General features: G+C 51.3%; 23 protein-coding genes and 1 pseudogene. 19 read left to right on the top strand and 5 right to left on the bottom strand.

Going from position 1 to position 25,130, the window contains the following annotated elements; all coding sequences use genetic code 11:
- Positions 1–125: 125 nt before the first annotated feature.
- Positions 126–1,031, top strand: a complete 906-nt coding sequence (locus tag HALTITAN_RS03460; RefSeq protein ID WP_039857720.1) for a LysR family transcriptional regulator — start codon at positions 126–128, stop codon at positions 1,029–1,031.
- A 13-nt stretch (positions 1,032–1,044) separates the two neighbouring features.
- On the opposite strand, the gene HALTITAN_RS03465 is transcribed toward HALTITAN_RS03460, so the two are convergent.
- From HALTITAN_RS03465 to HALTITAN_RS03475, 3 genes are all read right to left on the bottom strand, one after another.
- Positions 1,045–1,452: a nuclear transport factor 2 family protein gene (locus HALTITAN_RS03465; protein WP_039857723.1), complete on the bottom strand. Its 408-nt coding sequence runs from the start codon at positions 1,450–1,452 to the stop codon at positions 1,045–1,047.
- Between the two features lie 39 nt (positions 1,453–1,491).
- On the bottom strand, positions 1,492–2,313 hold the full coding sequence (locus tag HALTITAN_RS03470; protein WP_039857726.1) for a 3-oxoadipate:acetyl-CoA acetyltransferase: 822 nt from the start codon (positions 2,311–2,313) through the stop codon (positions 1,492–1,494).
- Between the two features lie 113 nt (positions 2,314–2,426).
- Positions 2,427–3,929 (bottom strand): SLC13 family permease, encoded by a 1,503-nt coding sequence (locus HALTITAN_RS03475; RefSeq protein ID WP_176316207.1) that lies wholly within the window; start codon positions 3,927–3,929, stop codon positions 2,427–2,429.
- A 963-nt stretch (positions 3,930–4,892) separates the two neighbouring features.
- Here HALTITAN_RS03475 and HALTITAN_RS03480 point away from each other — a divergent pair.
- The 10 genes and pseudogenes from HALTITAN_RS03480 to HALTITAN_RS25100 all read left to right on the top strand — a co-directional run.
- A complete protein-coding gene (locus HALTITAN_RS03480) occupies positions 4,893–5,441 on the top strand; it encodes a type 2 periplasmic-binding domain-containing protein (RefSeq protein WP_039857727.1) in 549 nt (182 codons plus the stop codon).
- Positions 5,401–5,688 (top strand): type 2 periplasmic-binding domain-containing protein, encoded by a 288-nt coding sequence (locus HALTITAN_RS25715; protein WP_233974173.1) that lies wholly within the window; start codon positions 5,401–5,403, stop codon positions 5,686–5,688. Before HALTITAN_RS03480 ends, HALTITAN_RS25715 begins: the two co-directional genes overlap by 41 nt.
- 2 nt (positions 5,689–5,690) lie before the next feature.
- The gene (locus HALTITAN_RS03490; protein ID WP_022521195.1) at positions 5,691–6,317 is read left to right on the top strand and encodes a TRAP transporter small permease subunit; all 627 of its coding nucleotides are present in this window, start codon (positions 5,691–5,693) and stop codon (positions 6,315–6,317) included.
- Entirely contained in the window at positions 6,310–7,668 is a 1,359-nt protein-coding gene (locus tag HALTITAN_RS03495; RefSeq protein WP_022521194.1) for a TRAP transporter large permease, read from the top strand. The genes HALTITAN_RS03490 and HALTITAN_RS03495 overlap by 8 nt, the downstream gene beginning before the upstream one ends.
- Before the next feature lie 54 nt (positions 7,669–7,722).
- Positions 7,723–8,346 carry an isochorismatase family protein gene (locus tag HALTITAN_RS03500; protein ID WP_035581656.1) on the top strand — a complete coding sequence of 208 codons (624 nt, stop codon included), beginning with the start codon at positions 7,723–7,725 and terminating at the stop codon, positions 8,344–8,346.
- A 255-nt stretch (positions 8,347–8,601) separates the two neighbouring features.
- Positions 8,602–9,579 carry a helix-turn-helix domain-containing protein gene (locus tag HALTITAN_RS03505; protein ID WP_022521192.1) on the top strand — a complete coding sequence of 326 codons (978 nt, stop codon included), beginning with the start codon at positions 8,602–8,604 and terminating at the stop codon, positions 9,577–9,579.
- A gap of 440 nt (positions 9,580–10,019) precedes the next feature.
- Complete coding sequence (locus HALTITAN_RS03510; protein ID WP_009286253.1) at positions 10,020–11,024, top strand: SphA family protein; 1,005 nt, start codon at positions 10,020–10,022, stop codon at positions 11,022–11,024.
- A 31-nt stretch (positions 11,025–11,055) separates the two neighbouring features.
- Complete coding sequence (locus tag HALTITAN_RS03515; protein WP_009286254.1) at positions 11,056–12,114, top strand: hypothetical protein; 1,059 nt, start codon at positions 11,056–11,058, stop codon at positions 12,112–12,114.
- A 264-nt stretch (positions 12,115–12,378) separates the two neighbouring features.
- Positions 12,379–13,836 carry a benzaldehyde dehydrogenase gene (locus HALTITAN_RS03520; RefSeq protein WP_039857733.1) on the top strand — a complete coding sequence of 486 codons (1,458 nt, stop codon included), beginning with the start codon at positions 12,379–12,381 and terminating at the stop codon, positions 13,834–13,836.
- Positions 13,837–13,934: 98 nt separating this feature from the next.
- Positions 13,935–14,740: pseudogene (locus HALTITAN_RS25100) on the top strand (IS3 family transposase); the annotation flags it as partial.
- A gap of 387 nt (positions 14,741–15,127) precedes the next feature.
- On the opposite strand, the gene HALTITAN_RS26175 reads toward HALTITAN_RS25100, so the two are convergent.
- Positions 15,128–15,256, bottom strand: a complete 129-nt coding sequence (locus tag HALTITAN_RS26175) for a hypothetical protein (protein WP_255200337.1) — start codon at positions 15,254–15,256, stop codon at positions 15,128–15,130.
- 506 nt (positions 15,257–15,762) lie between these two features.
- Between HALTITAN_RS26175 and HALTITAN_RS03540 the strand changes: the two genes are divergently transcribed.
- The 8 genes from HALTITAN_RS03540 to HALTITAN_RS03575 all read left to right on the top strand — a co-directional run bounded on the left by HALTITAN_RS03540 (position 15,763) and on the right by HALTITAN_RS03575 (position 24,130).
- Entirely contained in the window at positions 15,763–16,614 is an 852-nt protein-coding gene (locus HALTITAN_RS03540) for a fumarylacetoacetate hydrolase family protein (protein ID WP_039857740.1), read from the top strand.
- Between the two features lie 7 nt (positions 16,615–16,621).
- Positions 16,622–17,452 carry an IclR family transcriptional regulator gene (locus HALTITAN_RS03545; protein WP_083868677.1) on the top strand — a complete coding sequence of 277 codons (831 nt, stop codon included), beginning with the start codon at positions 16,622–16,624 and terminating at the stop codon, positions 17,450–17,452.
- Positions 17,453–17,687: 235 nt separating this feature from the next.
- A complete protein-coding gene (locus HALTITAN_RS03550) occupies positions 17,688–19,379 on the top strand; it encodes a bifunctional 3-(3-hydroxy-phenyl)propionate/3-hydroxycinnamic acid hydroxylase (protein WP_161609169.1) in 1,692 nt (563 codons plus the stop codon).
- A gap of 105 nt (positions 19,380–19,484) precedes the next feature.
- On the top strand, positions 19,485–20,471 hold the full coding sequence (locus HALTITAN_RS03555; RefSeq protein WP_009286257.1) for a TRAP transporter substrate-binding protein: 987 nt from the start codon (positions 19,485–19,487) through the stop codon (positions 20,469–20,471).
- Positions 20,472–20,522: 51 nt separating this feature from the next.
- The gene (locus tag HALTITAN_RS03560) at positions 20,523–21,038 is read left to right on the top strand and encodes a TRAP transporter small permease (protein WP_039857742.1); all 516 of its coding nucleotides are present in this window, start codon (positions 20,523–20,525) and stop codon (positions 21,036–21,038) included.
- Positions 21,035–22,315 carry a TRAP transporter large permease gene (locus HALTITAN_RS03565; protein ID WP_039857744.1) on the top strand — a complete coding sequence of 427 codons (1,281 nt, stop codon included), beginning with the start codon at positions 21,035–21,037 and terminating at the stop codon, positions 22,313–22,315. Before HALTITAN_RS03560 ends, HALTITAN_RS03565 begins: the two co-directional genes overlap by 4 nt.
- A 119-nt stretch (positions 22,316–22,434) precedes the next feature.
- On the top strand, positions 22,435–23,361 hold the full coding sequence (locus tag HALTITAN_RS03570; protein ID WP_009286260.1) for a VOC family protein: 927 nt from the start codon (positions 22,435–22,437) through the stop codon (positions 23,359–23,361).
- Positions 23,362–23,578: 217 nt separating this feature from the next.
- A complete protein-coding gene (locus tag HALTITAN_RS03575) occupies positions 23,579–24,130 on the top strand; it encodes an aldehyde dehydrogenase family protein (protein WP_200897109.1) in 552 nt (183 codons plus the stop codon).
- Between the two features lie 83 nt (positions 24,131–24,213).
- Here the strand turns inward: HALTITAN_RS03575 and HALTITAN_RS03580 are convergent, their stop codons facing one another.
- Positions 24,214–24,993, bottom strand: a complete 780-nt coding sequence (locus HALTITAN_RS03580; protein WP_009286262.1) for an IclR family transcriptional regulator — start codon at positions 24,991–24,993, stop codon at positions 24,214–24,216.
- Between the last annotated feature and the right edge of the window lie 137 nt (positions 24,994–25,130).

The following is a 25,130-nucleotide window of genomic DNA, read 5'->3' on the forward strand; positions in this document are numbered from 1 at the left end:
TGCCACCACACAGCTTCCTTCATTCAAACTATAAACGGCGCTAATAACAAGATGAATCAACCAGTTAAAAACCTCTCTGACGGCTGCATTCGACTATTGTGGAATACGTTGCGAGGCGCAAGGTGATGGAGAAACTTGCCAACATTGACCTGAATCTGCTGGTTGTTTTTGACTTGTTGTACCAAGAACAAAATACACAACGGGTGGCGCTGCGCTTGGGTATCACCCAACCGGCGGTGAGCCATGCACTGAAGCGTTTACGCCACTTGCTGGAGGACGAACTTTTCGAGCGCACGTCGCAAGGTCTGCAACCTACGCCCCGTGCCAGTCGACTTCACCCCGGCATTGCGGATGCGTTGGCACGAATGAACGACACGCTGAACCTATGCGACGATTTCAACCCCGCGAAGAGTGAGCGCACCTTCCATATCAACATGACCGATATCGGTGAAATAGTATTTCTTCCACGCCTGCTGCAACATCTTTCACGCCATGCGCCGGGGGTTTCACTCAACACCGTGCGCAGCCACCATAATGACCTGAAAAACGAGATGGAGGAGGGAGAGATAGATTTGGCAGTTGGCCTGATCCCGCAATTAGGGGCAGGCTTCTACCAGCAGCGACTGTTTGTACAACGCTACGTTTGCTTAATGCGCGAGCATCACCCGCTCGCTGCGAAGGAGTTTAGCCTTGAGGCGTTTCGCACAGCGCATCACGCTGTGGTGGTTGCCCGGGGAACCGGGCATGGCATTATCGAAGAGCAGCTTGCGCACGCTGGGGTTGTGCGCCCAGTTCGGTTAACACTGCCGCATTTCGCAGCGGTCCCCTATATCGTCAGCAGCAGCGATCTAGTGGTGACGGTCACCGATAAATTAGCCGAGGCAACGCGAACACGTTTCGGGTTAGCCATTCGCGAGCATCCCCTAACGTTCCCAGAAATCCCGATTAATCTTTTCTGGCATCGTCGCTTTCATCAAGACCCAGGCAACCGCTGGCTGCGTGGGCTGATGTTTTCTCTGTTCTCTGAATAGGTGTCATTAACGCTTAGGAGCTCGGCTTCGCCCACGCTGCACGCGTGCTGTGGGCTGCCGTTTTATTGGTGATTTTCCAAGCGCCATCGATCTTCACCAGGGCAATAACATCGACCCAGGAGTCCGCAAGATTTTCACTATTGTCAAAGCCTAACAACACGCTGGCGACTTCCCCGGCCTGGGTCACCGCAATAAAGCGACTCTTCACTGCGCGGTGACTATCAGCCCAGCGCTCGAAACGATCGCTGATCAGATCAGTCGCTAACGCACCATCAGCGTCCAAAGCAAAAATCCACGCATCCTTATGGAACGCTTCCTCAAGCTTTTCTATACCGCCCTGAAAGCCATCAACATATAGCTGCACAACACGCTTAATCTCGTCGATCTCAGGTGCATCACCCACGATAGTGACATCGGTCATAACTTAACTCCTGCGTATTAATTGTCGGTTTTATATTTTTTATAACCCAAGCATCTCACGGGCCTGCTGCCAGGTAGCCACCGGGCGCTGGTACTTCTCGCACAGTGCTACGGTTCGCTCGACTAATGCCGCGTTGGAGGGCGCCAGTGTTTCGCTATCCAGGCGCACGTTATCTTCAAGACCCGTACGGGTATGACCACCTGCAGCAATCGACCACTCGTTAAGTACGTATTGATTCGCACCAATACCTGCGCCACACCACTGAGCATCCGGCGCCAATCGCTTGAGCGTGTCGATATAGAAATCAAACGTTGGCTTGTCCGCTGGCATCGAATTCTTTACGCCCATGACAAACTGCACGTAAAGCGGCGTCTTTAGCTTGCCTTGCTTCGAAAGGTTCACCGCTTGGTGAATATGCGACAGGTCAAACGCTTCGATTTCAGGCTTTACGCCGTACTTCAGCATCTCATCGGCAAGCCACTCCACCAACTGCGGCGGATTCTCGTAAACGCGGTTGGGGAAGTTATTGGAACCTACCGAGAGGCTGGCCATATCAGGCTTCAGCGGCAGCATCCCGCCCCGGGCTTCTCCTGCACCCGAGCGCCCGCCAGTGGAGAGTTGAATGATCATGCCGGGGCAGTGCTTCTTGAGCCCTTCCATCAGGCGGCCAAACTTCTCTGGGTCGGATGAAGGCGTTTGATCATCGTTGCGTACGTGGCAGTGAGCGATGCTAGCGCCCGCTTCGAACGCCGCCTGGGTGCTTTCAATCTGCTCATCCACCGTAATCGGCACGGCTGGATTGTTCTCTTTACGCGGCAGACTGCCGGTAATAGCGACGCAAATAATGCAGGGTTGAGACATAAACACCTCTCTCTGTTCTTATTGCGAACATAAATTTGCATTGCGAACAAAATAGACTGGATACTGATTAGCGTCAAATCGAAATCACTGCCAATGATGTTGTTCGTCATATTTTAGAAAGAGACATCGAAAACCAGAGGAACAATGGTGTAGAGCGCGACCATGATCACTAACAAACCGATGACATTGAGCCAAATACCTGCCCGAATCATGCTTTTGATGGGAAGATCCCCTGTTGCGAAAGCCACCGCATTGGAAGGTGTTGCCACTGGCAACATAAAGGCGCAGCTCACAGCAAAGGTAACCACGATGGTCATCAAGAAAGGTTCAATACCCAGCCCCATGGCAATAGAGCCCATAATCGGGAAGAAGGCAGCCGCGGTCGCCGTGTTGCTGGTTAGCTCGGTCAATAGGATGATCACGATAGCGGTGATGGCTAGAATCAAAATTGGCGGTAGGCCCGACAGTCCCGAGACGCTCTCGCCAACCCAGGCACTCAAACCCGTGGCGGTGAACTGGGCTGAAAGTGTTAGGCCACCGCCAAATAGAATCAGCACTCCCCAAGGCACGTCACGCGTGGCCGACCACTCCAGCAACGCCCCTTTTCCTTTAGAGGCAGGAACCACAAACATCAGAATCGCCGCAAGGATTGCCACACTGGTGTCGTTGATGTTAGCCAACCAAGGCAGCGCACTCTGCACGACAGGAATTCTCGCAATTAACGGCACGAAGACCCAGCAGAACACTGCCCCGGCAAAGACCATCAATACACGCGACTCTTCAGGCGATAGATGGCCCATCCCCTTGAGCTCTGTCTCGATCATCGCCCGACCGCCCTGAATGTTCTCAACTTCCGAGCGGAACACCAGTTTGCTCAGCACTAGCCAAGCCAGCATCAGCATGGTGAATGAGAACGGCACACCCACTAACATCCAGTGACCAAAGCCGATGCTAAGTCCGTGGGTGTCTTCCATGTAGGCACGCATTAGCGCCATCGGCGGCTGGCCGATCAACGTGGCCATGGAGCCGATGGTGATGGCATAGGCAATGCCCAATAACACAGCAGCAGAAAACTTGGGCGTGTCATCACCGTTACCCAGTGACTTCACTAGCGCGATGATCGAGCCTCCAATGGGCACCATAATCACTGCGGTGGCGGTATTGCTGACCCACATGGTGATAAACCAACTAGCGAACATCAAACCAAAGACGATTTGAGCCGGCTTGGTACCCACGGTGAGCACCGTCAGTAGAGCGAAGCGGCGATGTAAATTCCAGCGCTGCGTTGCCAAACCCAGCAGTACGCCCCCCAACACTAGAAAGACAATGCTGTGGGCATAAGGCGAGGCGGTCTCACCGACCGAGGCAATATCGAAAAATGGGAACAGGACAAGTGGCAGCAACGACGTGGCAGGAATCGGGATCGCCTCGGTCATCCACCAAGTGGCCATCAGCATGGCAATGCCCGCTACAAGACGAGCATTGAAGGCCAGCGTTTCGGGTAAAAGGAAGAAAACACCCAAGCCAATGACAATGCCCATGACGAGCGAGATTGGTTTGAAAGCAGAAGCTTCAGCGTAGGGCGTTTGTTCAACGGCCACGGTGGTTTGCGACATGATCATTTTACCCGCAGAGCAATAACAGTGCAGGTGAGTGTTACTGCTCGGGTTCACTGATTCCAATACTTATCGGGTTGTTACCTATACCCAACCGATCAATGAGTCAAGACTGCAAAAATGCCTATGTAACGATAAAAAACAGAAATTTAGCCGTTATTTAGTTGTCACACTCGTTGGTGAGGCACATTTTCAAAACGCAGGCTTACGGGGAATCCAACTTTTTTCACATTGGGTAATGTGCGACCAATAAATGACACTGTAGATGTCGTTATCTTTCGATGGCCGGTCGCCGGGAACTTGGAAGTACATTAACGAGTATGGGGTGGTAAGAAACACGAATCGAAAACTGACAATAGCACCGTGTTTGTCAACGGAAACCAGACGAAGTAACTAGTCACACAGCATCCGCAAACCTTGGGCACACCAGATCGGAGATAAGACGCGGAGTATTCTAGAGACGTTGTGAGTGCAATAGCATGATTTAAACCGTACACCCCCAGAGTTGGACTAATGGTAATACCGCATGACCGTTGATGACAGAACAATCCAAAGTGGCTAGATTCCCAACACATCTAACCTCTCCGCCCTCGCGCGAAAACAGCTGCAAATAAAAGCTACTATATAACAGCACAGGATTTAATCGAAAAAACCTATGAGCCCCCTTGGATCAGAAGAATGAACCGTCCTTGAATTTGTATTACAGTGAAAAATAAATCTTTAGCATAAAGGACTAAAGTATTATTTTATAAGTTCATTACACGATAATTTTTCATTCAAAGCACAGAGATCGTGATTTTATCCGTCTAAAAGGAAGCTTTTCATGTAAGAGTATTCTAAATACTAAATAAGACAAACCTTTAAGGCATGCCTTTAAACCTATTAAGTATTTGCTCTAGATTGCAGCGGTTGTGACCCTTTCAAGGCTAACAAACATACTCAAACATAAAATAAGGTAATGAGATGACTACAAAGAGCCTTGGACACTTAACAACCACCGCACGCATTATCCCGCTGGCAGCCGCTATAGCGGCGGCAGCAGTAGATACTGCACACGCCAGCGAAAGGCTAGATGTCGCGAGCGCCTACTCTACTCAGAACCTGTTTGGCCAGAGCGCCAAGAACATCTCCGAAAGAATCAAAATGATGTCGTCAGGTGAGTTTGAGTTCGCCGTCCATGATCCGGGCGAACTCGTACCTCCGTTTGAGATCTTCAACTCTGTCTCGTCTGGTGCCATCCCCGCCGGCTGGACCAGCATCGCCTATCTTTCCGGCAACTTGCCCATTGCCAATCTCTATGGCGCTCTACCCTTTAGCCCACCCGCAGAGGCAGTGTTCTCCTGGACGTCTGCTGGCGAAGGAAGCGAGCTGTTGCAGAAGGCGCTGGACCCTTATAACGTCAAGTTCCTGGCTTGCACTGCTCATCAACCAGAGCGTCTGGGACGGATACAGCGATGCTCAGCGTGGGCAGATCAGTACCGCTTGTCAGGCCAATATCCAGAAAGAGGCTGATGAGGTGATCCCGGCCCAGGTAGAGACGCTACGTGAACTGGAAGAGAGTGGCGTCAAGATCCGCCGATTCCCTGATGAGGTTCTCAATGCCCTACACGATAGTTGGGATGAAGTGCGCAGCGAACTAATGGCTAAGAGTCCCGAGTTCGACGAAGCGTACACATCACTAATGGAGCATGCCGAAAAGATGCAGCAGTGGCATGACCTCCAAACCCTTCCTAGCAAAACAGATGTCCAAGGGGACTGACTATGACTACGGCCCCTCTCGCCCCTTGGCGTGAGCGTGGCGCTGCGGTCTCTTCCGCCCTGTCTCGACCCTTGGTCGGGCTGGGGCTGTTGGTAGGTCGCGTCACCAGCTGGCTGGTATTGCTGGTGATGGCGGCTGTCCTGTTGACCGTACTGCTCAACGCTACTGGCATCAACGAGATTGCTCGCTGGAACGATAAGGTGCTCCTTTTCGGAAATGCCCTGACCATCAACAGCATCACTGAGCTTCAGTGGCACCTTTTCGGTGTCTTGACACTGTTCGGAGGCACCTACGCCCTACATCACGATACCCATGTGCGTGTCGATCTGATTTATCACCGCTTATCGCCTAGTCATCGCGCCATGGTTGATGTGATCGGTCACTTGGTGTTGCTGATTCCCTTTTGTCTGCTGGTCGCTTGGCTTTCTAAGCACTTCGTGACGATGTCCTTCTTGACAGGGGAGAAATCGAACTACGGGGGACTCACGGATCGCTATCTGATCAAGGCCATACTTCCCATCTCTCTGGTTTTCTTAGCCTTGGGAGCCCTTGGTCAAGTATTCGAGAAGCTAACCATCATCCTTGACCCGCGAAAAGCGGAGACAGATCACGAGGTCAACAATGGCTGAATTCATCAGTGAATATTATTTGGCGATGTTGATGGTGGTATCGCTGCTGGCCGGTATTTTTACCGGTTATCCTGTAGCGTTCCTGTTAGGCGGGCTAGGCATTATTTTCGCCTTCATCGGCGGCATTCCCGTTCCTTTCTTGGCCACAGTAGGATCACGTATCTACGGTGGTGTGGTCGAGAATTGGTTGATGATCGCCATCCCGCTCTTCGTGTTTATGGGCCTAATGCTTGAGAGTTCCGGCGTGGCGAGGCGATTGCTACTAACCTTGCAGCGTGTATTCGGGCGGACGCCCGGTGGACTCGCCATTTCTGTAGCTATTCTGGGCGTAGTGATGGCTGCCAGTACGGGCATTATTGGTGCGTCAGTGGTTATGCTTGGCCTTCTAGCGTTACCCGTGATGATGCGGCAAGGTTATCACCCGGAGATGGCCTGTGGGGTGATAGCGGCTTCCGGTACGCTTGGGATTCTCATCCCACCTTCCATCATGCTGGTTCTCATGGGCTCGATACTTCAAGTATCGGTAGGAGACTTGTTCAAAGCCGCACTAATTCCCGGGCTGTTGCTCGGCGCCCTCTATGTTGCTTACCTATTGATCATCGCTCGTATCAAGCCCCATTGGGCGCCGCTGCCGGACCTCGACGCCACTGACACCGACACATCTCCTCTCATGTTAGCCTTGGCGCGGGACCTGTTTGGCCCATGCGTGTTGATCTTCGCCGTACTGGGTTCAATCATGGCAGGGATAGCTACACCGACGGAGGCGGCGGCAATCGGTGCACTGGGCAGTGTGATCCTTGCGCTGCTGATGCGCAGTATTAGTTGGAACACACTTAGTAAAACCGTACAGGAGACCGCCCGCACATCGGCGATGATTCTGTTCGTCGTGATCGGTGCTACCAGTTTTTCTGTCGTCTTCAAGCGGTTGGGTGGTGATTACATGATCGAGGCCTTGATCACTGGTACGGGGCTTGGGCCCTATGGTTTGCTACTGCTGATCATGGGCTTGATCTTTGTGCTTGGTTTCTTTCTGGAATGGATTGAGATCAGCTTCGTGGTTCTTCCCCTAGTAGCTCCGGTGGTAGAAATACTGGATTTCGGGTTGGGACTAAGCAGTCAAGCCATTCTGATTTGGTTTGCCATTTTGGTCGCCATAAACCTACAAACGAGTTTTCTCACACCGCCCTTTGGCTATGCGCTGTTCTACCTTAAGGGAATTACGGAAGGTAAGATCGGAATCGGCACTATTTATCGTTCGATCATCCCGTTCGTCCTTCTTCAGATCACTGGGTTGGCTCTGTGCATATTCTTCCCTGCAATAGCGCTCTGGTTACCTGGTTTGTTGCCATGACTCCTTCGACACTATTTCCTATTTAGCCCATAGACATTTAAGAAGGAATGAGTAATGAAATTTGAACTAAACAACCCCACAAAAACTGCTCTTCTTGTCATTGACATGGAAAATGATTTTGTTAAGCCAGGTGCACCGATGTGTGTACCCATGGCTACTAAAGCTGTACCGAATATCAAGAAACTGATAGATGTCTGCAGGAAAAAGGGCGCCACGGTAATTTACACAACTCATGTGCACGGAAAAGATCGTGGCGACATGGGGCTGATGTCAGGTTTCTGGCCGCCTATCGACAGCCAAGAAGCTCTTGTTGATAACACACCGGGTACAGAAATATATTCAGACATCGCTCCCCAAGAAGGAGAGCTTGTCATCAAAAAGCACCGCTACAGTGCTTTTTACAACACGGACCTTGAGACTCAGCTTAGAAATAGGGGAATTGATACGCTTATTATTACTGGCACTGTTACTAATATGTGCTGTGAATCGACTGCTCGAGATGCTCAGTTTAGAGATTACAAAACCATTTTTGTTTCGGACGCTACTGGCACTATGGATCATCCTGACCTGGGTGCCGGTGCTATGAGTGCCGAAGATGTCCAAAAGGCGACACTAACAAGCCTTTCATTCTGTGTTGCTGAGATTGCATCGGCTGATGAAGTCATAGAAAGACTTTGAAGCAAACAATATATTGCTGTTCATGAATTAAAAAAAGGGGATGCAGGCAGAAGCCAAAAAACCAGTTTCAACAAGGTCCTCCCTATTACTATTATTGCTGCTGCCCCTGCACTGACGCTCCGGGGGTGGTCATCAACGCTTAGAGCGCTTAAGATTCTTGAATACCGTATAGCCGCCAGCAACTGCTGCAATGGGCCAGCCTAAAGCTAAGGATGTACTTTTTAATAGCCACCTCACACAAAATGAGTGCGCACCATGAGACATTTTTCCAGCGTTAGCACAGAGCATTTCAGCCATACTAAACGCCTTAAAGAATGGCAAGATGTCATGAGTATTCATCTGGGGAAAACCCCGGAACGCATCCGGCGATTGGAAAGTACTTCGGTTTCACCACTATACAAAGAACCATTCAAGGGACGACTTGAATACGGCGCGCTTGGTGAGTTGCAATTCTGCAGAATGGTTTGCAGCCCTCACCGATTTTCTCGACGCATTAATAAAACCGCATATCGGGATGCTCACCCTGGGTTGCTGGTTTTACAAATGGGCGGAGTGAGCCAGGTTGAACAAAGTGGTAAAAGCTCTACCTTCACTCCCGGAGACCTCCTCTTTCTAGACTGTGGCCGACATTTCACTGTTACAAGTACCAAAAACTGTGAGTATTTAATGCTTCTTTGTGGCGATCTTGGCACGCCTGCCACCATCCCAAAAGATTTACGCATAAATAATCGGAATGGACTAGGCCGAATGCTCCATAATTTTATTGTCGACGCCTATACACAGTACCCTCTCCTGAACGATGCCACATCCTGTTCGCTAGGCAAAAGTATTATTTCCTTGCTCCAGAACACGGTTGAAAACAAGAACAAGGAAGAAGAGCTTGAGCATAACCCGCGCTTATTTAAGAAAAACTGGATAAAAGATTTCGTTGATAGGAACCTTTCTAGCCATGAATTAACCGTAGAGCGAATAGCCCAGATTGCGCAGTGCTCTACACGAACCCTTCATCGCGCATTTGAAGATGAAAGTGAGTGTAGTTTAAGTGAGTATATCTGGCAGCGCCGCTTAACCCGCTGTGCAGAAGACCTTCGAGACCCAAATAGCATAGGGCGCACGATTAGTGATGTAGCACATAAATGGGGTTTTACCTGTAGTGCACACTTTAGCAGATCATTTAAAGCTTCTTATGGCGTTTCACCGCGAGTCTTTCGCGATTCAGCCAGGGCCGGCTGATATTTCAAAACTTAATTTTACTTAACAATATTAACGAAAAGCTATTAAGCAAACCCACTCATCTCTATCGGCTACCCATTGCTATGAGCCGAGCTACTTTGGAAGCCCTCCTCGCTCAACACAGGCTAACCATCGTATTCTCGGACAATATGTTGTTTGACAGTTGGCAGAGCTCCAGGCCCACCCCTCTTGCTTTCAATAATCACCTTCAAAAATGCCTCCCCGTATCTTGCAAAGGGGGGGCCATGAGCTTGAACTTTAAGTAACTCGCATACGCTACGACTCATGAAATGTCGTAATGGCACAGCTGTTCAAATATGTCGCTTTCAGACAAGACACGATCTTTTTTCTCTCCTAAAGTCAGGTGCAACAGAGGCATTAGGCCTCTGCATTAAAACTTAAACACCCAAAAACACTATAACAACAACAGGCCTTGATGTATGAATAAAGCTCCCATGTACGCACGTGCAATAATATCGTCGTCTCTATTTGCCCTGGTATGTTCTTCTGCCTTGGCGGCAAATGGTCCACCCCCACCTGCCGTTAGTCAGCCAGGTGGCATAAACCTTGGTAATACCAGTTTCTATGACGGCTTCGCTGGGCCGCCTGGACTTAATCACAATATTTACTTACAGCACAGTAGAGCAACGTCTTTCCGCGATAACGATGGCAATGATAATAAGGTTTTTGATAACCCAGAGTTCAGTGCCACCACTTTAGTAAATCAATTTACTTACTACTCACCAAAAACAATTGGGAGAGGAGGGCATTTAGGCTGGAGCATCATTCTACCAATCGTTTCACTCGATGCTGATTTTGGGGCTAAAGGCCCTCAATTAAAAGACAACGGCACAGGTTTTGGAGATATATCTCTTGGCCCAATGGTTCAGTTTGATCCAATAGTCGACGCTCAGGGACGGCCTACGTTCGTTCAGCGTTTGGCGCTTGATGTTTCGTTGCCTATAGGTGAATACGATGAGACTAAAGACTTTAATCCCGGTTCAAATTTTTACTCGATAAACCCTTATTGGGCGGCAACGTGGATGCCTGCTGAGCGTTGGGAAATGAGCTGGAGGCTGCATTATTTATACAACTTCAAAAACAGCGATCCTGCCAGCAGTACCTACCAGCTGTTCAATGGTGATCCAGTTCGCGATACCCAAGCAGGCCAAGCCGCCTGGTCAAACTTCGCCGCCTCTTATGAAGTCATTCCGAACGTGTCAGTTGGCTTAAATGGATACTACTTTAAGCAACTGGAGGACGACAAAGTCAATGGACAACGTCTTGAAGATTCGCGAGAGGAGGTATTAGGCATTGGACCAGGGCTATTGTGGAAAAACACCAAAGGGCCATGGCTTTGGTTCAACGTATATCACGAGACAGAAGTCGAAAATCGCGCAAAAAACGACTTCTCAGTCCAAGCGCGCTTAGCGTATCCACTTTAATTAAAATGAATCTACCACGAGGTGTAAAGCTATGAATAAGCCAAAAAAATGGATCGCAGATAAGATCGAGAGCCTCGATCCCTATAAAGATTACATCGAAATATGGAGACTTTCAAGCAGTTATCGATTGAATGACTTCATGCAAAATTTTATTTATGCATTGACCTTCCCCAACTTTATCGTAACGGACTGGGGGTCAAAAGCTGTCTGGCGTGAAGATGGAGGGAAAGTACTTCACCAATCCACCTCGCGGGTTGAGCAGACGGGCAGTGCCAATGCTCTTTGGTGGTTCTATGGCCCTAACGATGAGAGAACTCTCAAATCTATTGAGAGTATAAATAAGCTTCATGTTTATTGGGCCAAAAAGTACCCTGGCGCATTCTCCTATAATGAAGATTACATCTATACGTTGGCGTTTTCTGCAACCACAATGCATCGCCTAAAACTGAAGATGGGGGCCCCTGGTATATCTGAAAAAGAGAAAATAGCGGCTCACCTTTTTTGGCGTGACATGTCTAAACTTTTTTATGCAGAAAACGGTCAACCCATCACAGGCTATCCAAATAGTTTTGAAGAGCTAGTAGAGTTCTGTGAGCAGTATGAAAACACTCCTAGGCCGACACCCGAGCGAGCCAACTTGGTAGCTAATGCTATCTATGAGCAGTTTGTTTTCAGGTTTTTTCCACCCCCGCTTCACTGGTTTGGCCATCAGCTAATTAGGGCCATGTCGCTACCCACTACGCTAAAAACGCTCGGTATCGACCCACCCGACCCAATGGCTGCGGAGATTCTCCCGAAGCTTATGGGCTATATTTTCTGGCAGATGGAAGAAAACGCTGACGACCCAACCGAAAGCTATATCGAAGAAAGATTGCGGATGTCAAGCGAAGAGAAAAAAAGTATTCGGAGCGAGATAAAGGATCTGGATGGACGCTTTCCTGAACACTTTGCTCAACAATATAAGGACGACCCCAAATTTATTGGCTGTCCATACCATGCAGCCCTGGAGGCAGCAGCTTCTAGTAAAAAAAGTAACAGTGAAGATAATTTTGTTGACGAATTAGAGAAGAAGGCAGGGGCTTTAGACTAGGAGACTTCGGGGGCAATGAAGCATAAGTAGAACTTAGAATAAGATATTGTTGCTGACTTGCCCCTTATCCCAGTAAAACAATGATTTTTTGCGGCAGCCACAAACACGTAGTACAGAAACACCAAATAATATTTCGTCTACCTTTCTCCTCAATTGGCCTACTTCCTAGAACAGTTATATTTCCACATCAGCATATCAGTTGTTTCCGAATTAAAGCCATCTCAGTTAGTCATTACACTCGCAAATACAATAAGGAATATTTACATGAATGAGACTTCACCCATCTGGGAAGACAAAATTTACCTGGGACAGTGGCAAACTGCTGAAGGGCCTCAGGCTGCCGTAATTGGACCCGCCACCGGCGAAGTCCTCGCTAAAGTTCAGACGGCTACTCCCGTAGACGTAGGTCGCGCTGCACTTATCGCTAACTCAGCTCAGCAACATTGGGCCACGTTACCTTTCGATCAAAAAGCAGAGATCCTACGCCGGGCCGCCGCCCTGCTCAAAGAGCGGGCCGAAGAAATCAATCGCTGGAATATTCGTGAGTGCGGCTCTACAGCAGCCAAGGCTGAATGGGAACTGCAGGTTACCTATGAACAGGCCCAGATGGCCGCAGCACTCCCCATGCAACCCAACGGACAGATCTTCCCTTCTAGCATGCCAGGTCGTCGCAATTACTGGAAGCGGGTACCCATTGGCACAGTGGGGGTTATAGCTCCTTGGAACTTCCCCATCCTCTTAGCCATGCGCTCTGTCTTTCCTGCCTTAGCCATGGGCAACTGTGTGATCCTGAAGCCAGCCCCAATGAGCGCTATCTGTGGAGGTGCTTTGATGGCCGAGGTTCTAGAAGCAGCTGGCTTGCCGGAGGGCGTGTTCCACGTACTACCAGGTGGGCCCGAGGTGGGTGAGGCGTTGGTTCAACACTCGGATGTCGGCATGATCTCCTTTACGGGATCTACCGCCGTTGGCGAGAAAATTGGCGAAACCTGCGGGCGTATGCTCAAGAAATGTGCCCTTGAGCTTGGTGGCAATAATGCAATGGTGGTTTTAGAAGATGCCGACTTGGAGGCTGCCTCCTCTTCCGCGGCTTGGGGGGCTTTCCTCCACCAGGGTCAAATCTGCATGCAGGCAGGACGGCACTTAGTGCACCGTTCAGTGGCGGACAAGTACATGAACAAACTCGCCGAGCGGGCCACGCGCTTAGTCACGGGTGATCCTTGGAAACAGCAGGTACACCTCGGCCCGTTGATCAACGAGACCCAAGCGCGCCGCGTTGAAGAGATCGTGAACCGCTCTGTGGCCATGGGTGCTAACGTTGTCGCTGGCGGTAAACGCGATGGCAACTTCTTTGAAGCCACGGTTCTTAGCGGCGTGACGCCAGAAATGCCTGCCTTTGGCGAGGAGATTTTCGGTCCAGTGGCGCCGATAACACTCTTCGATAGTGACGAAGAAGCCATCGCCCTGGTCAACGCCTCGCCCTACGGACTCGCCGCTGCCATTCATTCTGCCTCCACGGAACGTGCCCAACGCTTCGCCGAGCGCATCCGCGTGGGGATGGTGCATATCAACGATCAGACTGTGAATAACGAATTCCAGGTACCCTTCGGTGGCATGGGCCGCTCAGGTACCAGCGGTCGCTTCGGTGGCCCCGCAAACCTGGATGAGTTCACCACCACCCAATGGGTCAGTGTGATGGAGCAAGGTATCCAGTATCCCTTCTAGCGCTCAATGAATTAAGCATTTGCTATTGATACGACGTCACCCCCTGATTGAGTAGCGCTACACTTTAGAGTCCGATCCTATGCGTAAGGAGATTGGACATGAAGAAGCGTTTCAGCGAAGAACAGATCATTGGTTTTCTGGGCGAGGCAGAAGCAGGACTGCCCATCAAGGAGCTATGCCGTCGGCACGGTTTCTCAGAAGCCAGTTACTACCTATGGCGCAGCAAGTTTGGCGGCATGAGCGTGCCCGATGCCAAGCGACTCAAAGAACTCGAAGCCGAAAATGGACGATTGAAAAAACTGCTCGCGGAGTCGCTACTGGAGATGGAGGTCACTCGCGAGGCGCTGAGAAAAAAGTGGTGAGTGCACCTGCACGCCGAGATGTGGTGCGCTTTATGGTGTCACGTGGCCTCAGTGAGCGCCGAGCACTCCGTGTCATCCGTATGAGTGCCAGTGCATTGCGCTATCAATCGGCTCCTGACCGTAATGAAGCATTGCGTGAACGCATTGTTGCCTTGGCCCATCGGCATCGTCGCTATGGCGCTGACATGATCTATCTGAAGCTGCGTCAAGCCGGTGAACAGGTCAATCATAAGCGCGTCGAGCGTCTCTACGCGGCTGCTCGGTTGCAGGTAAAACGCCGCAAGCGCAAGAAGGTTCCCACGTCTGAGCGGATGCCCCTTGGCCGCCCTGGGGCCGCCAATCAAGTCTGGTCAATGGATTTTGTGTTTGATCGTACAGCAGAGGGGCGAGTGATAAAGAGCCTCACCGTTGTCGACGACGGTACCCATGAAGCCGTGGCAATCGTGCCTGAGCGTCCCATTGGCGGACTTTTTTTAACACGTATTCTTGATCATCTGGCTTTACAACGTGGTCTACCTAGCGCCATTCGGACGGATAACGGACTACCTAAGGAACCCGCTCAATATGCACACAAAATCTCACTTCGTGCTCAACATGGGAACACTTGCTCACTACTCAGGCTCATGCGTTGCAACCATATCTAAAGGGTGCTCACCATTTCATTCACTAACGGATCGTAAAATGGTTGCATCATGCCCTGCTGCATCAAGTAAATGATAACCCGCGCGTCTTTTTTGTCATTTTATCCCAGCTTTTAAACAACATTTCACGCGCTCTGGCGCAGGCTAAAGACGACACCATATGGCAAAAGGCCCCTTGAGACCTTAAACAATAGGCAATATTACGATGAAAGTCAGCCGTTGGCTCAAAGGCCACCAAAATATCTTCAGCAGATGCTTCTGCTGCATTAATGAGGTTCTGATAACCCATTAACGTGTTAGGAAACTTAAACGTTTTGGTACGACCTGAAGGCCATAAAATGACGCATCATGGGACGTTTTAGCAATGTCGATGGCGATCATCACCTTCACAGAGCTATTCTTTACGTTGTCAGCCATGTGTACATCTCCTAAATCCACTGATTGGCATCAAAGATTTTGGTACAGATGGCTGGCTCCAACCTGCTTATTCAGCAAGTACTACGGGCCAGAACATATCAGCGGTAAGTTATCGGCATGGGCGGAAGGTCGAGGTATTCAGCTCATGTGTATCCAGACAGGAAAGCCCCAGCAGAATGCTTATATAGAACGCTAAAATCGAACGGTCGCTATGACGGGTTAGCCCAATACTCTCTTTCAAAAAAATTGACCTTGCCCTGAGCAAATTCACCAATAGACATTGGTCGTAGCCATAAGCGCTTATTATGGTGCTTAACACAAAAAAAAATCCATTCCTCAACGATATACGATTACAAAGCAATGTGTGTATAAAATCCTACATTGCGGGATATATTGAAATTACTCTATTGTGGCACTAGAATCATTTCAATAGAGTAAATAACATTAGTCGCTATCGTCGCTTGCTCACCTCTTCCGCCTCGCTAGCCCGAGAGAAAGGTTAAAATATGAAACTTGTTACATTCCGTTATCAGAACACCATCAGCATCGGTTTAGTGGATGGCGGCCGAGTCCTCGATCTCGCTCCCCTTGCCGATCGTCTAGGTGGTTCACTCAAAGAAATGATACATAAAGGTGTTCTTTCCGACTTGGTGGGATTTGATACCTCAAGCTTAAATTCATTAAGCCTAGACGAAATTGAGTTTCTGCCGGTCATTCCGGATGCTGGCAAGATCCTCTGTGTGGGCATCAACTATACGACGCATGTGAAAGAGACGGGGCGTGATATGCCGATGCACCCGATGATATTCACCCGCTTCGCTGACTCCCAGGCGGGTCATCTAACGCCGCTTATTCGCCCGTTTGTCTCGCACAAGCTGGATTTCGAGGGGGAACTGGCTGTGGTGATCGGCAAGACCGCGCGCCACGTCAAGGCTGAGAATGCCCTTGAATACGTTGCTGGTTACTCCTGCTATAACGATGGCAGCGTACGTGACTACCAAAAGCACACTATCCAGTTTATTCCTGGCAAGAACTTCCCCAATACGGGCGGTTTTGGCCCATGGCTTGTGACTAGCGACGAGATTCCCGACCCGCAGGCGCTACACCTGACCACCCGCCTGAATGGCGATGTCATGCAGGACACCGATACCAGCGATATGATCTTCGGCGTGGCGGAACTGATTGAATACTGCAGTACATTTACCGAGCTGGCGCCGGGCGACGTTATTGTCTCCGGCACCACTGGCGGCGTGGGCGCCTTCCGCGAACCCCCGGTTTGGATGAAACCAGGTGATAGCATCGAAATTGCTATCTCGGGCATCGGCACCCTGCGCAACACTATCGCAGACGAGGCGTAATCAAGTTATGAGTCAACAGCATCCCGTGGCCCTTGATCGGCATCTTGAGGAGCAGGCTTCCCGAGCAGGCAGAAGCAGCAAGAGCAATAGCAGTCTGGAAAGAATGCTGGTGATTCTGGATCTGTTCTCGGAAGAGGTGCCGATCTGGTCGGTAGAGGCAATGTGCGATGCGCTGGGCTATACGCGTTCGACTGCTTATCGTTATACCAAGGAACTGACTGAAGCGGGGCTGCTGTTTCAGGTTGAGCCCCGGCGCTACGGCCTAGGCTCAAGAATCATCCAGTGGGATAGACAGCTGCGACTGACTGATCCTTTGGTAAAGGCGACGCGGGGGATCGAGCCTGAACTCGATGTCTTCGACGGTGAGCAGATCTGGATCGTATGTCGGCTATTCAATGATCAAGTGATTTGCGTCCACAGCCATGGTCACCTGAAAGAGCCTGTTAGCTATGCACGGGGTACGCCACGCCCGCTGTTTATGGGGGCGACATCGAAAATCATATTGGCTTACCTGCCTGCTCGACAGCATATGCGACTTTTCTTGGAGCATCAGAATGAGGTGGTGAAAGGAAGCCTGGGCTCGTCGTGGGAGGAGTTTAAGGACGTCCTCCAGACGATTCGGCGGCAGGGCTACAGCGAATCTCATGGTGAGGTGGATCCAAACCTCTTCGGGCTTGCCGCTCCGATCTTTGATGGTAACGGCAAAGTGGTCGCCAGTCTAAGCTGCGTAAGGCCGCAAACTTCCTACCGTGAAGACCAAGCGGAAAAGCAGCGCCAGGTGATCATGACTCTTGCGAATCGGCTAACCGAGAAGTTAACGCAGTTGATCAGTTCGTAAGACACAGGTGATGTATTGAAAAGATGCATCGAGGGCTTGTAGCAAGGGCATATAGCAAGAACATGTAGCAATAATATAGTGGCGACTGAATTTATGCGCCAAAGCATCTGAATGACCGGAGGTAGGTCTTCCTGCACAAATAACACCTCGTTTCCTTCTTAACGCGATTTTTGTCGTCTGCTCTGGGCAGAGGGGAAGGATGCGTCTTAATGACGGTGTCGTAAGGACAACAATAATGAAACAACAACCTGACAATGCCAGTACCGCCGCTTTTTCACTAGCCGACCGCTTCTCTGTCGTTATTGTCGGAGGTGGCCCCAGCGGGTTGACCCTGGCCAACCTGCTGGGAACCTATGGGATTCGCACCCTGGTGCTTGAACGCAATCTCTCGACGGTGACCGAGCCGAGGGCGGTATCCATCGATGACGAGTCGATGCGAACCATGCAGGCCATTGGGCTTGAGAAGAGTGTCCTTGCATGCTGCGCCCAGGACTATGGCTCGGTCTATCTTGACCTAAAGCGCGTGCCCTTCGCCAATATTGAACCGAGAGGGCGTGAGTATGGCTATTCGCGGCGTAATGCTTTTCACCAGCCAGAGTTGGAGGCAATCCTACGTAACGGGCTCAAGCGCTTTGCCCATGTTGAGGCGCGCTTCGGCCATCGTGTTGTCGAATTTGTGCAGGACGCCGATTGTGTGCGTTTAAGGGTCGAGACCGATAAGGGGCGCTACGAGGTTGTTGCCGAATACATGGCGGCAGCCGATGGTGGACGCAGCTTTGTGCGCAGCGAATTGAATATCAAACTGAAAGGTCTTACCTACGAACAGAAGTGGTTGATCATCGATCTCAAAGGGACGCAGGACAATTTCCGCCAGACTCGCGTCTACTGTGATCCAGCGCGTCCCGGCATCAATCTGCCTGGTCCCGGTGGCAGCCGCCGTTTCGAATTTATGCTGCTGCCCGACGAAGATGAACAAAAAGCAGTAGAAGAAGAGTACGTTCGCCAACTGATGGCTGAGCATGGCCCGGACCGCGACGCAGAGATCGTCCGCAAACAGGTATACGCCTTCCATGCCCGAGAAGCTGAGAGCTGGCGTCAGCAGCGCATTTTCCTGCTCGGCGACGCCGCCCACTTAACCCCTCCATTCGCTGGTCAGGGCATGAACAGCGGCCTGCGCGACTCGGTGAACCTAGCCTGGAAGCTGGCTTGGGTGCTCAAGCGCAAGTTGCCTGAAACGCTGCTAGACAGCTACGAAGAAGAGCGCAAACCGCATGCCTGGCAACTGATTGAAATGGCCGCCATGCTCGGCAAGTTCATGATGCCAAAGAGCCGTATACACGCAACATTGTTGCAGACAGGCCTGCGCTGGTTGAGCGTCTACCGCCCGGCTCGTGACTACGTTACCCAGATGCGTTACAAGCCGACGCCGCGTTTCGTCACTGGTTTCTTTATCAGCGACGCTGTCTCTGCCCGCAAGACACGCACTGGACGAATGATTGCCCAGCCGATGCTTGAGAATCCAAACCGCGAGATGGCGCTGTTGGATCGCTACATCGACGGCCACTTCGCACTTATCACTTACCACCCTGATGCGAAGATGGCGTTCGACGCTATCCAGCCCTGGCTCAAGTATCTACCGGATGACCTAAAGAAAGTGTGTGTTACCCCGCGGAACTACAACCCTGTTCCCGTCGAGGGTATCGAGGTATTGCGAGATGCCCACAGCCAAGCCAACGACTGGATATTCAGGGCGCATGCTGGCGAGCACGTCTTTTATCTAGTGAGACCGGACCGCTACACCATGGCGGTTCTTAACAAGGACAATTTGCCCACGGATGCCATTCAACTTGGTGAGATGCTGCGCCCTCCCGAGTTCAGTGCTTTAGGTCATTCTCATCAGCCTTTGAGTACCACCGCTACCCTGTAAAACCCAAATCTTCCCGTCGATAGCAGGGTGTATCCCCATGGTTAAGGGGGATCGGCTGGAAGGTGGATTCTTGAAGATAACTACTACAACAATACGGAGTACGACATGAAATTATCGAGCTTCAATCCCCTGTTAGTTGGCCTTGCCTGTGCTGCAGGCAGCCTTATGGTCTCCGCCACTGCGCAGGCCGAGACGCTTCGGCTCAGCACTCCAGTGCCGCCCAGCCACATCTTTAGCAAGGTTTCCGGACGTCTCGCGGAAAATCTCGGCGAACGCTCCGACGGGCGTTACGCTATCGAGGTATCCCCCTATGGCAGGCTGGGTAACGATAACGAACTGATCCAGCTCCTTCAGCATGGCGCGGTGCAGCTCGGCGTGGTTCCCGCCGCATCGCTCTCCAGCCGCGAGCCCTCCTTTAATGGCTGGTTTCTACCTGGCGAATTCGAGAACTACGACGAGGCCGGAGCAGCAACACAGTTGCCAGCTGCCCGCAGTATGCTCGAAAAGCTGGAGCCCCAGGGCATGATCGGTCTTGGTTACATCATCGCCGGCATGCGGCACGTGCTGTCGACCGATTCGGTCGAGTCCATAGATGACTTCACCAACCAGAAGATTCGTGTCTTCCCCAACCCTGTCTTCAATGATTGGTGGCTGGCCAACGGAGCGGCGCCCACTGCGCTACCGACCTCCGAAGTCGCACCAGCACTGACCACCAATCTGCTGAATGCTGTGGACGTTGACCTTGACTTCGTCACTGCGCTGAAACTCTACCAGCAGGCTCCACATCTGGCGCTCACCAATCATATGGCCTTCCCTGGCGTAGTGCTGGTCTCCAAAGCTTGGTGGGATAGGCAGAGCGAAGCCGATCAGAAGATGATCCGCGAGGTCTTCCAAGAAGCCGAGCAGTGGGGCATCGAGGAGCAAGCACGTGTCGAGAAGGAGAATCTCGCCACGCTCAAGGACGCTGGCGTAGAAGTGGTCGAGATCAATACCGCTGGCTACGCAGAAACGGCTGCTGCAGTGCGCCAGACCTATATCGATAGCGACCCGTTAATCGCCGAGTTCTATCACCAGGTCGTGGCCAATCAATGAAATGTGGCAATGGCGTGGCTCAGGTCACGCCCATGCCGCATAGGGGGCATTATGCTTAACATATTGAAGTGGTGCGATAGCGCGCTGGCTCGACTGGAAACATGGGTGCTTATTATCCTGACGGGACTGCTGGCCGGGCTGCTGATCACCCAAGTGGTGTTGCGTTATATCTTCGGCACCCCACTTTTTTGGGCCGAGGAGGTGGCGTTGCAGATACTGGTGGCCATCAGCTTCATTGGTGTCAGCCATCTACTTTATACCCGCTCCCTGGTGCGGATCGACATCCTTCCCAGCCTACTGCCTCAACGAGCGGCCCAGTGCCTTGAGGCCTTTTTTTGCCTGCTCGGCCTATGTGTCTTGGCGATTTTCACCGCACTGACGTGGCAATGGATTGCCTCACCGCATACGCAAATCGAGTTGTCGCCAACGACGCAACTACCGCGTTGGTACTACTTCAGCGTGATGCTCGTGGCGCTGATGGTCATGAGTTACCACCAGTTCGTCAGCCTTCTACTCTCCATCCAGCGACTGGTTAGCCACCAAGCCTCCGAGAGGGTGTGCACATGATCACCTTATCCGTCTTCTTTATTACGCTGTTTCTCGGTTTGCCTATTCTGCTGACGTTGATGCTGGGCACCCTGGTGTTCCTGCATCAAAGCGACCTGCTGTTGCTCTCTAGCAGCTTGCCCCTGCAGTTTTACGGTGCCCTAGAGAAGAATGGCCTGCTCGCCATCCCACTGTTTATGCTGGTGGGCGAGTTGATGAACCGAGGCGGGCTGACCGATCGCCTTGTCGAACTAGCCAACCTGCTGCTTGGGCGCATGCGAGGCGGCCTGGCTTACGTCAACTTGCTGACTAACGCCGTGGCGGCCTCTATTCTGGGCTCTGCCATTGCCCAAATCGCGGTGATGAGCAAGGTCATGATCCCCGCCATGGAGAAGCAAGGTTATAAACGCGACTTCGCAGCGGCGGTGACCGTGTCCGGTGGTTTGTTGGGGCCGATCATTCCTCCCTCAATGATCATGATTATCTACGGCGTCATCGCGCTGCAGCCGATTTCCGCGCTGTTTTTGGCGGGGGTGCTACCCGGACTGCTGATCTTTCTCGGTTTTGTCGTCGTGGTGATGATGCTCGGCTTTATCCATGACTTCCCCAAGCTGGAGCGGACTGCACGGCGCAAGGTGAGCCTGATAGGGCTGCTTAAGCAACTTTCTCCGCTAATGATTCCGGTGTTTATCATTTTCGGCATCTCGGCAGGGGTGATGACACCCACTGAGGCGGGTGCCGTGGGCGCTCTGCTGGCACTAATCATCGGTAAGTGGATTTATCGCTCCATCCTTTGGAGCGACCTACCGGAAATATTCAAACAGGTCGCCCTTAACACCGCGTTAATCACAGGCCTTATTGCGGCGGCGACTATGTTCGGCTGGGCGCTCTCCTTTGTGGGCGTACCGGACCGCATCGTTGCGATGATTAATGCATGGACCCAATCGCCCTGGGTGTTCCTGCTGCTTATCAACCTGCTGGTCGTGGTGCTAGGGATGTTCCTGGAGAGCATGAGCATTCTGATTGTGTTAGTGCCCATCGTCCTGCCAACCGTGCTGGCATTGGGCATTGATCCAATCCATTTCGGCGTGGTGATAAGTTTGGCGACTCTTATTGGCCTCGTGACACCACCGGTGGGGCCGGGCCTGTTTGTCGTTACCTCGACCACTCAAGTATCCATGTTCGGGCTGTTCAGAGCCATGATCCCATTTTTGATTGCCATGTTCGTGTGCATGGCAATCATCAACCTGGTGCCCGCCTTGTCGCTGTGGCTTCCGCAGCAATTAGGGCTTAGCTAATTAGCATAATGCACCAGACATGTCAGAGACGGCTTAACAATCAGCCATCTTGGTTAAACCAGAGCACCCTTGAATTAACAAGGCTACATTTCGGCAACTCACTAATTCTGGAGTAAATAATGAATAACAACCGACTGCTCATTGATACGAACCCTTCACAGCAAAAGCTGAGTGGGACGCGCGTCTCTCATATCGGTTTCCGTGTACCTGATATTGAGGCAACCACAGTTTTCTACCAGCGAGTATTAGGTATGGCAGTGCATGAAAATTCCTTGGAGGGCGTGGTACGTCTAGGCTGGGGAAGTGGGCACCACGTCATCGAACTAATATCGGGAAAGTACGCGCTAACCCACTTCGGATTTGAAACACAGGATAGCGAATCGATCAACGCACTGCAAAGCCGGCTAGAAGATGCCAATGTGGTCGTAAGGGCACTGGATGCTGCCTATATGGATGCAGCTGTTGGCGATCCGCAGGGCATTGAGTTTGAAGATCCCGACGGCAACCGAGTGCACTTTCATACGGCAATGGATCACCTAGGGGAACACCAAGCGGACATAGGGCGTCGGCCGATTCGCTTTCAACATACGACGGTTGGTAGTGACGACGTCAAACGGATGGTGGAGTTCTACGCCAATATTGTTGGTTTTTCTCTTTCCGACCAGCTTAGTAATGGCAATTTTGCGTGGCTGAGAAGTGATCGTGACCACCACACCTTAGCGGTTGTTGACATTGGAATGCGGGGTCAGTTGGACCATTACTCATTCGATCTCAGCGAGTGGGAGGATTTCAAGCAGTGGTGCGACCGACTAACCGATCTTAACGTAGAGGTTACCTGGGGGCCTGGCCGCCACGGTCCTGGCAACAACCTGTTCGTGTTCTTCGATGACCCAGCAGGAACTCATATCGAACTGTCGGCGGAAATGGAGAAATTCCACGACGATTTGGTGACGTATGTTCCTCGTCTTTGGGAGCCGACACCGCGCAGCGTCAACCTGTGGGGAGGCCAACTATCCAAATTCCGCAAAATGGCTAAAGAAGCGTGAAATGACATAAGGCCTTGTTCCATAGACCCTCTTCCATCTGTGGAAACAGATTGTCGGCGACCTCGGCTCCACGGGGTTGTCGACCCTTAGTCTAGATAGGCCAGTTTAGGTTTTTCAGTCATGAAGAAGGAGATCGTTTTACATGATTGTGCTGGAAAATCAAATTTTTCCGTATAGTAGATCGCCATTTAATACATCGTTCAGTGACGGAAAATACATGAAGAATCTCTCCGACCGGGCCGCCCGCTTAGTCACAGGTAACCCTTGGACACAACAGGTACACCTCGGCCCATTGATTGATGAGACACAAGCTAAGCACTTCGAGGAGAGCGTGAACCGCTCAGTAGCAATGGGTGCCAAGGTAGTCGCTGGCGGTAAACGCGATGGCAACTTCTTTGAAGCCACGGTTCTTAGCGGCGTGACGCCAGAAATGCCTGCCTTTGGCGAGGAGATTTTCGGCCCTGTAGCCCCCATTACACTTTTTGATACCGATGAGGATGCTATCGCATTAGTCAATGTTTCCTCCTATGGGCTAGCCGCCGCTATTCACTCCACATCTACAGAGCGAGCCCTGCGCATTGCTGATCGCATCAAAGTAGGCATGGTGCATATTAATGATCAGACGGTAAACAATGAGTTTCAGGTACCCTTCGGTGGCATGGGCCGCTCAGGTACCAGCGGTCGCTTCGGTGGCCCCGCAAACCTAGATGAGTTCACCACCACCCAATGGATCAGTGTGATGGAGCAAGGTATCCAGTATCCCTTCTAGCGCTCAATGAATTAAGCATTTGCGATTGACAAAAAGCCCTGTGCTGCGAAAGCAGGCACGGGGCAAAATAGATGGCGTCTTCATCACTGCTGCAATTGAGCCAAGTGCTGCATTTTACGGGTCATTTCTTGACCTGCTGCTGCTACAACGGGCATCAAAAAAGAGGTTACTTCCTCTGTTGCGACGGTTATCGGTAAGACGAGGCTAACACTTCCAAGAACTCGCTTGTCGTCATAAATAGGGGCTGAAATCCCAGAGGCACTTGTTCCAAGCTCACCTGCCGTGATAATAGCAGGCTGGCTTCTAAGCTCTCGAAGGCTTCGCTTGACCTCTGTCCAATTGGCGCCAAGGCCAAACTGGTTGAATTTATCAGGAGCGTGGTTGAAGTAGGCTCTAGCTTGGCGTAAGGGTAAGTTGGCCAGAATCACTTTTGATGCAGCGCCTTGATATAAAGGTCGCGGCTGGCCACGCTCATAGCTAATCTCATGGTGCTGATAAGTCTCGAATTCCTCATGCACACACATTACTTGGCCGCGGAAGTAGCGGCAAAGAATGGCGATACTGGCAGAAGGTGCCGTGCTGAGCATTTCTCGCATAATACTTCTCGCCGCATGAATCATTGGATCGCCAATCCTTAGTTTACGGTCCAGCTCAATTATCGCCGGGCCAAGTACATACCTCCCTGTCGTATAGGCTGAAATATAACCGGCCGAGGCAAGCGTTCTAAAGTAACGGTAGGTCTGGCTGGCCGAAATCCCCAAGTGTACAGACGCCTCATCGACCGACCACTCCCCTTTTTCTTCATCAGCGAACAGGGAAAGTAATCGCAGCAGCCGTTCCTGAGAATTCTCTTTCAAAGCCACCTCAACATTTCCAGTCTGTTAATAGCGCCCTTAAACCACTGCGCGCATCTTTTGCAAAGCTCACTAGGGGCTTACAGCAATAACTGACTGTCACACATGACCATCAGTTGCCTCAATACGCTGTGATTGCTTAAAAA

This window comes from Vreelandella titanicae BH1, from assembly GCF_000336575.1.
GTDB classification, from domain to species: domain Bacteria; phylum Pseudomonadota; class Gammaproteobacteria; order Pseudomonadales; family Halomonadaceae; genus Vreelandella; species Vreelandella titanicae.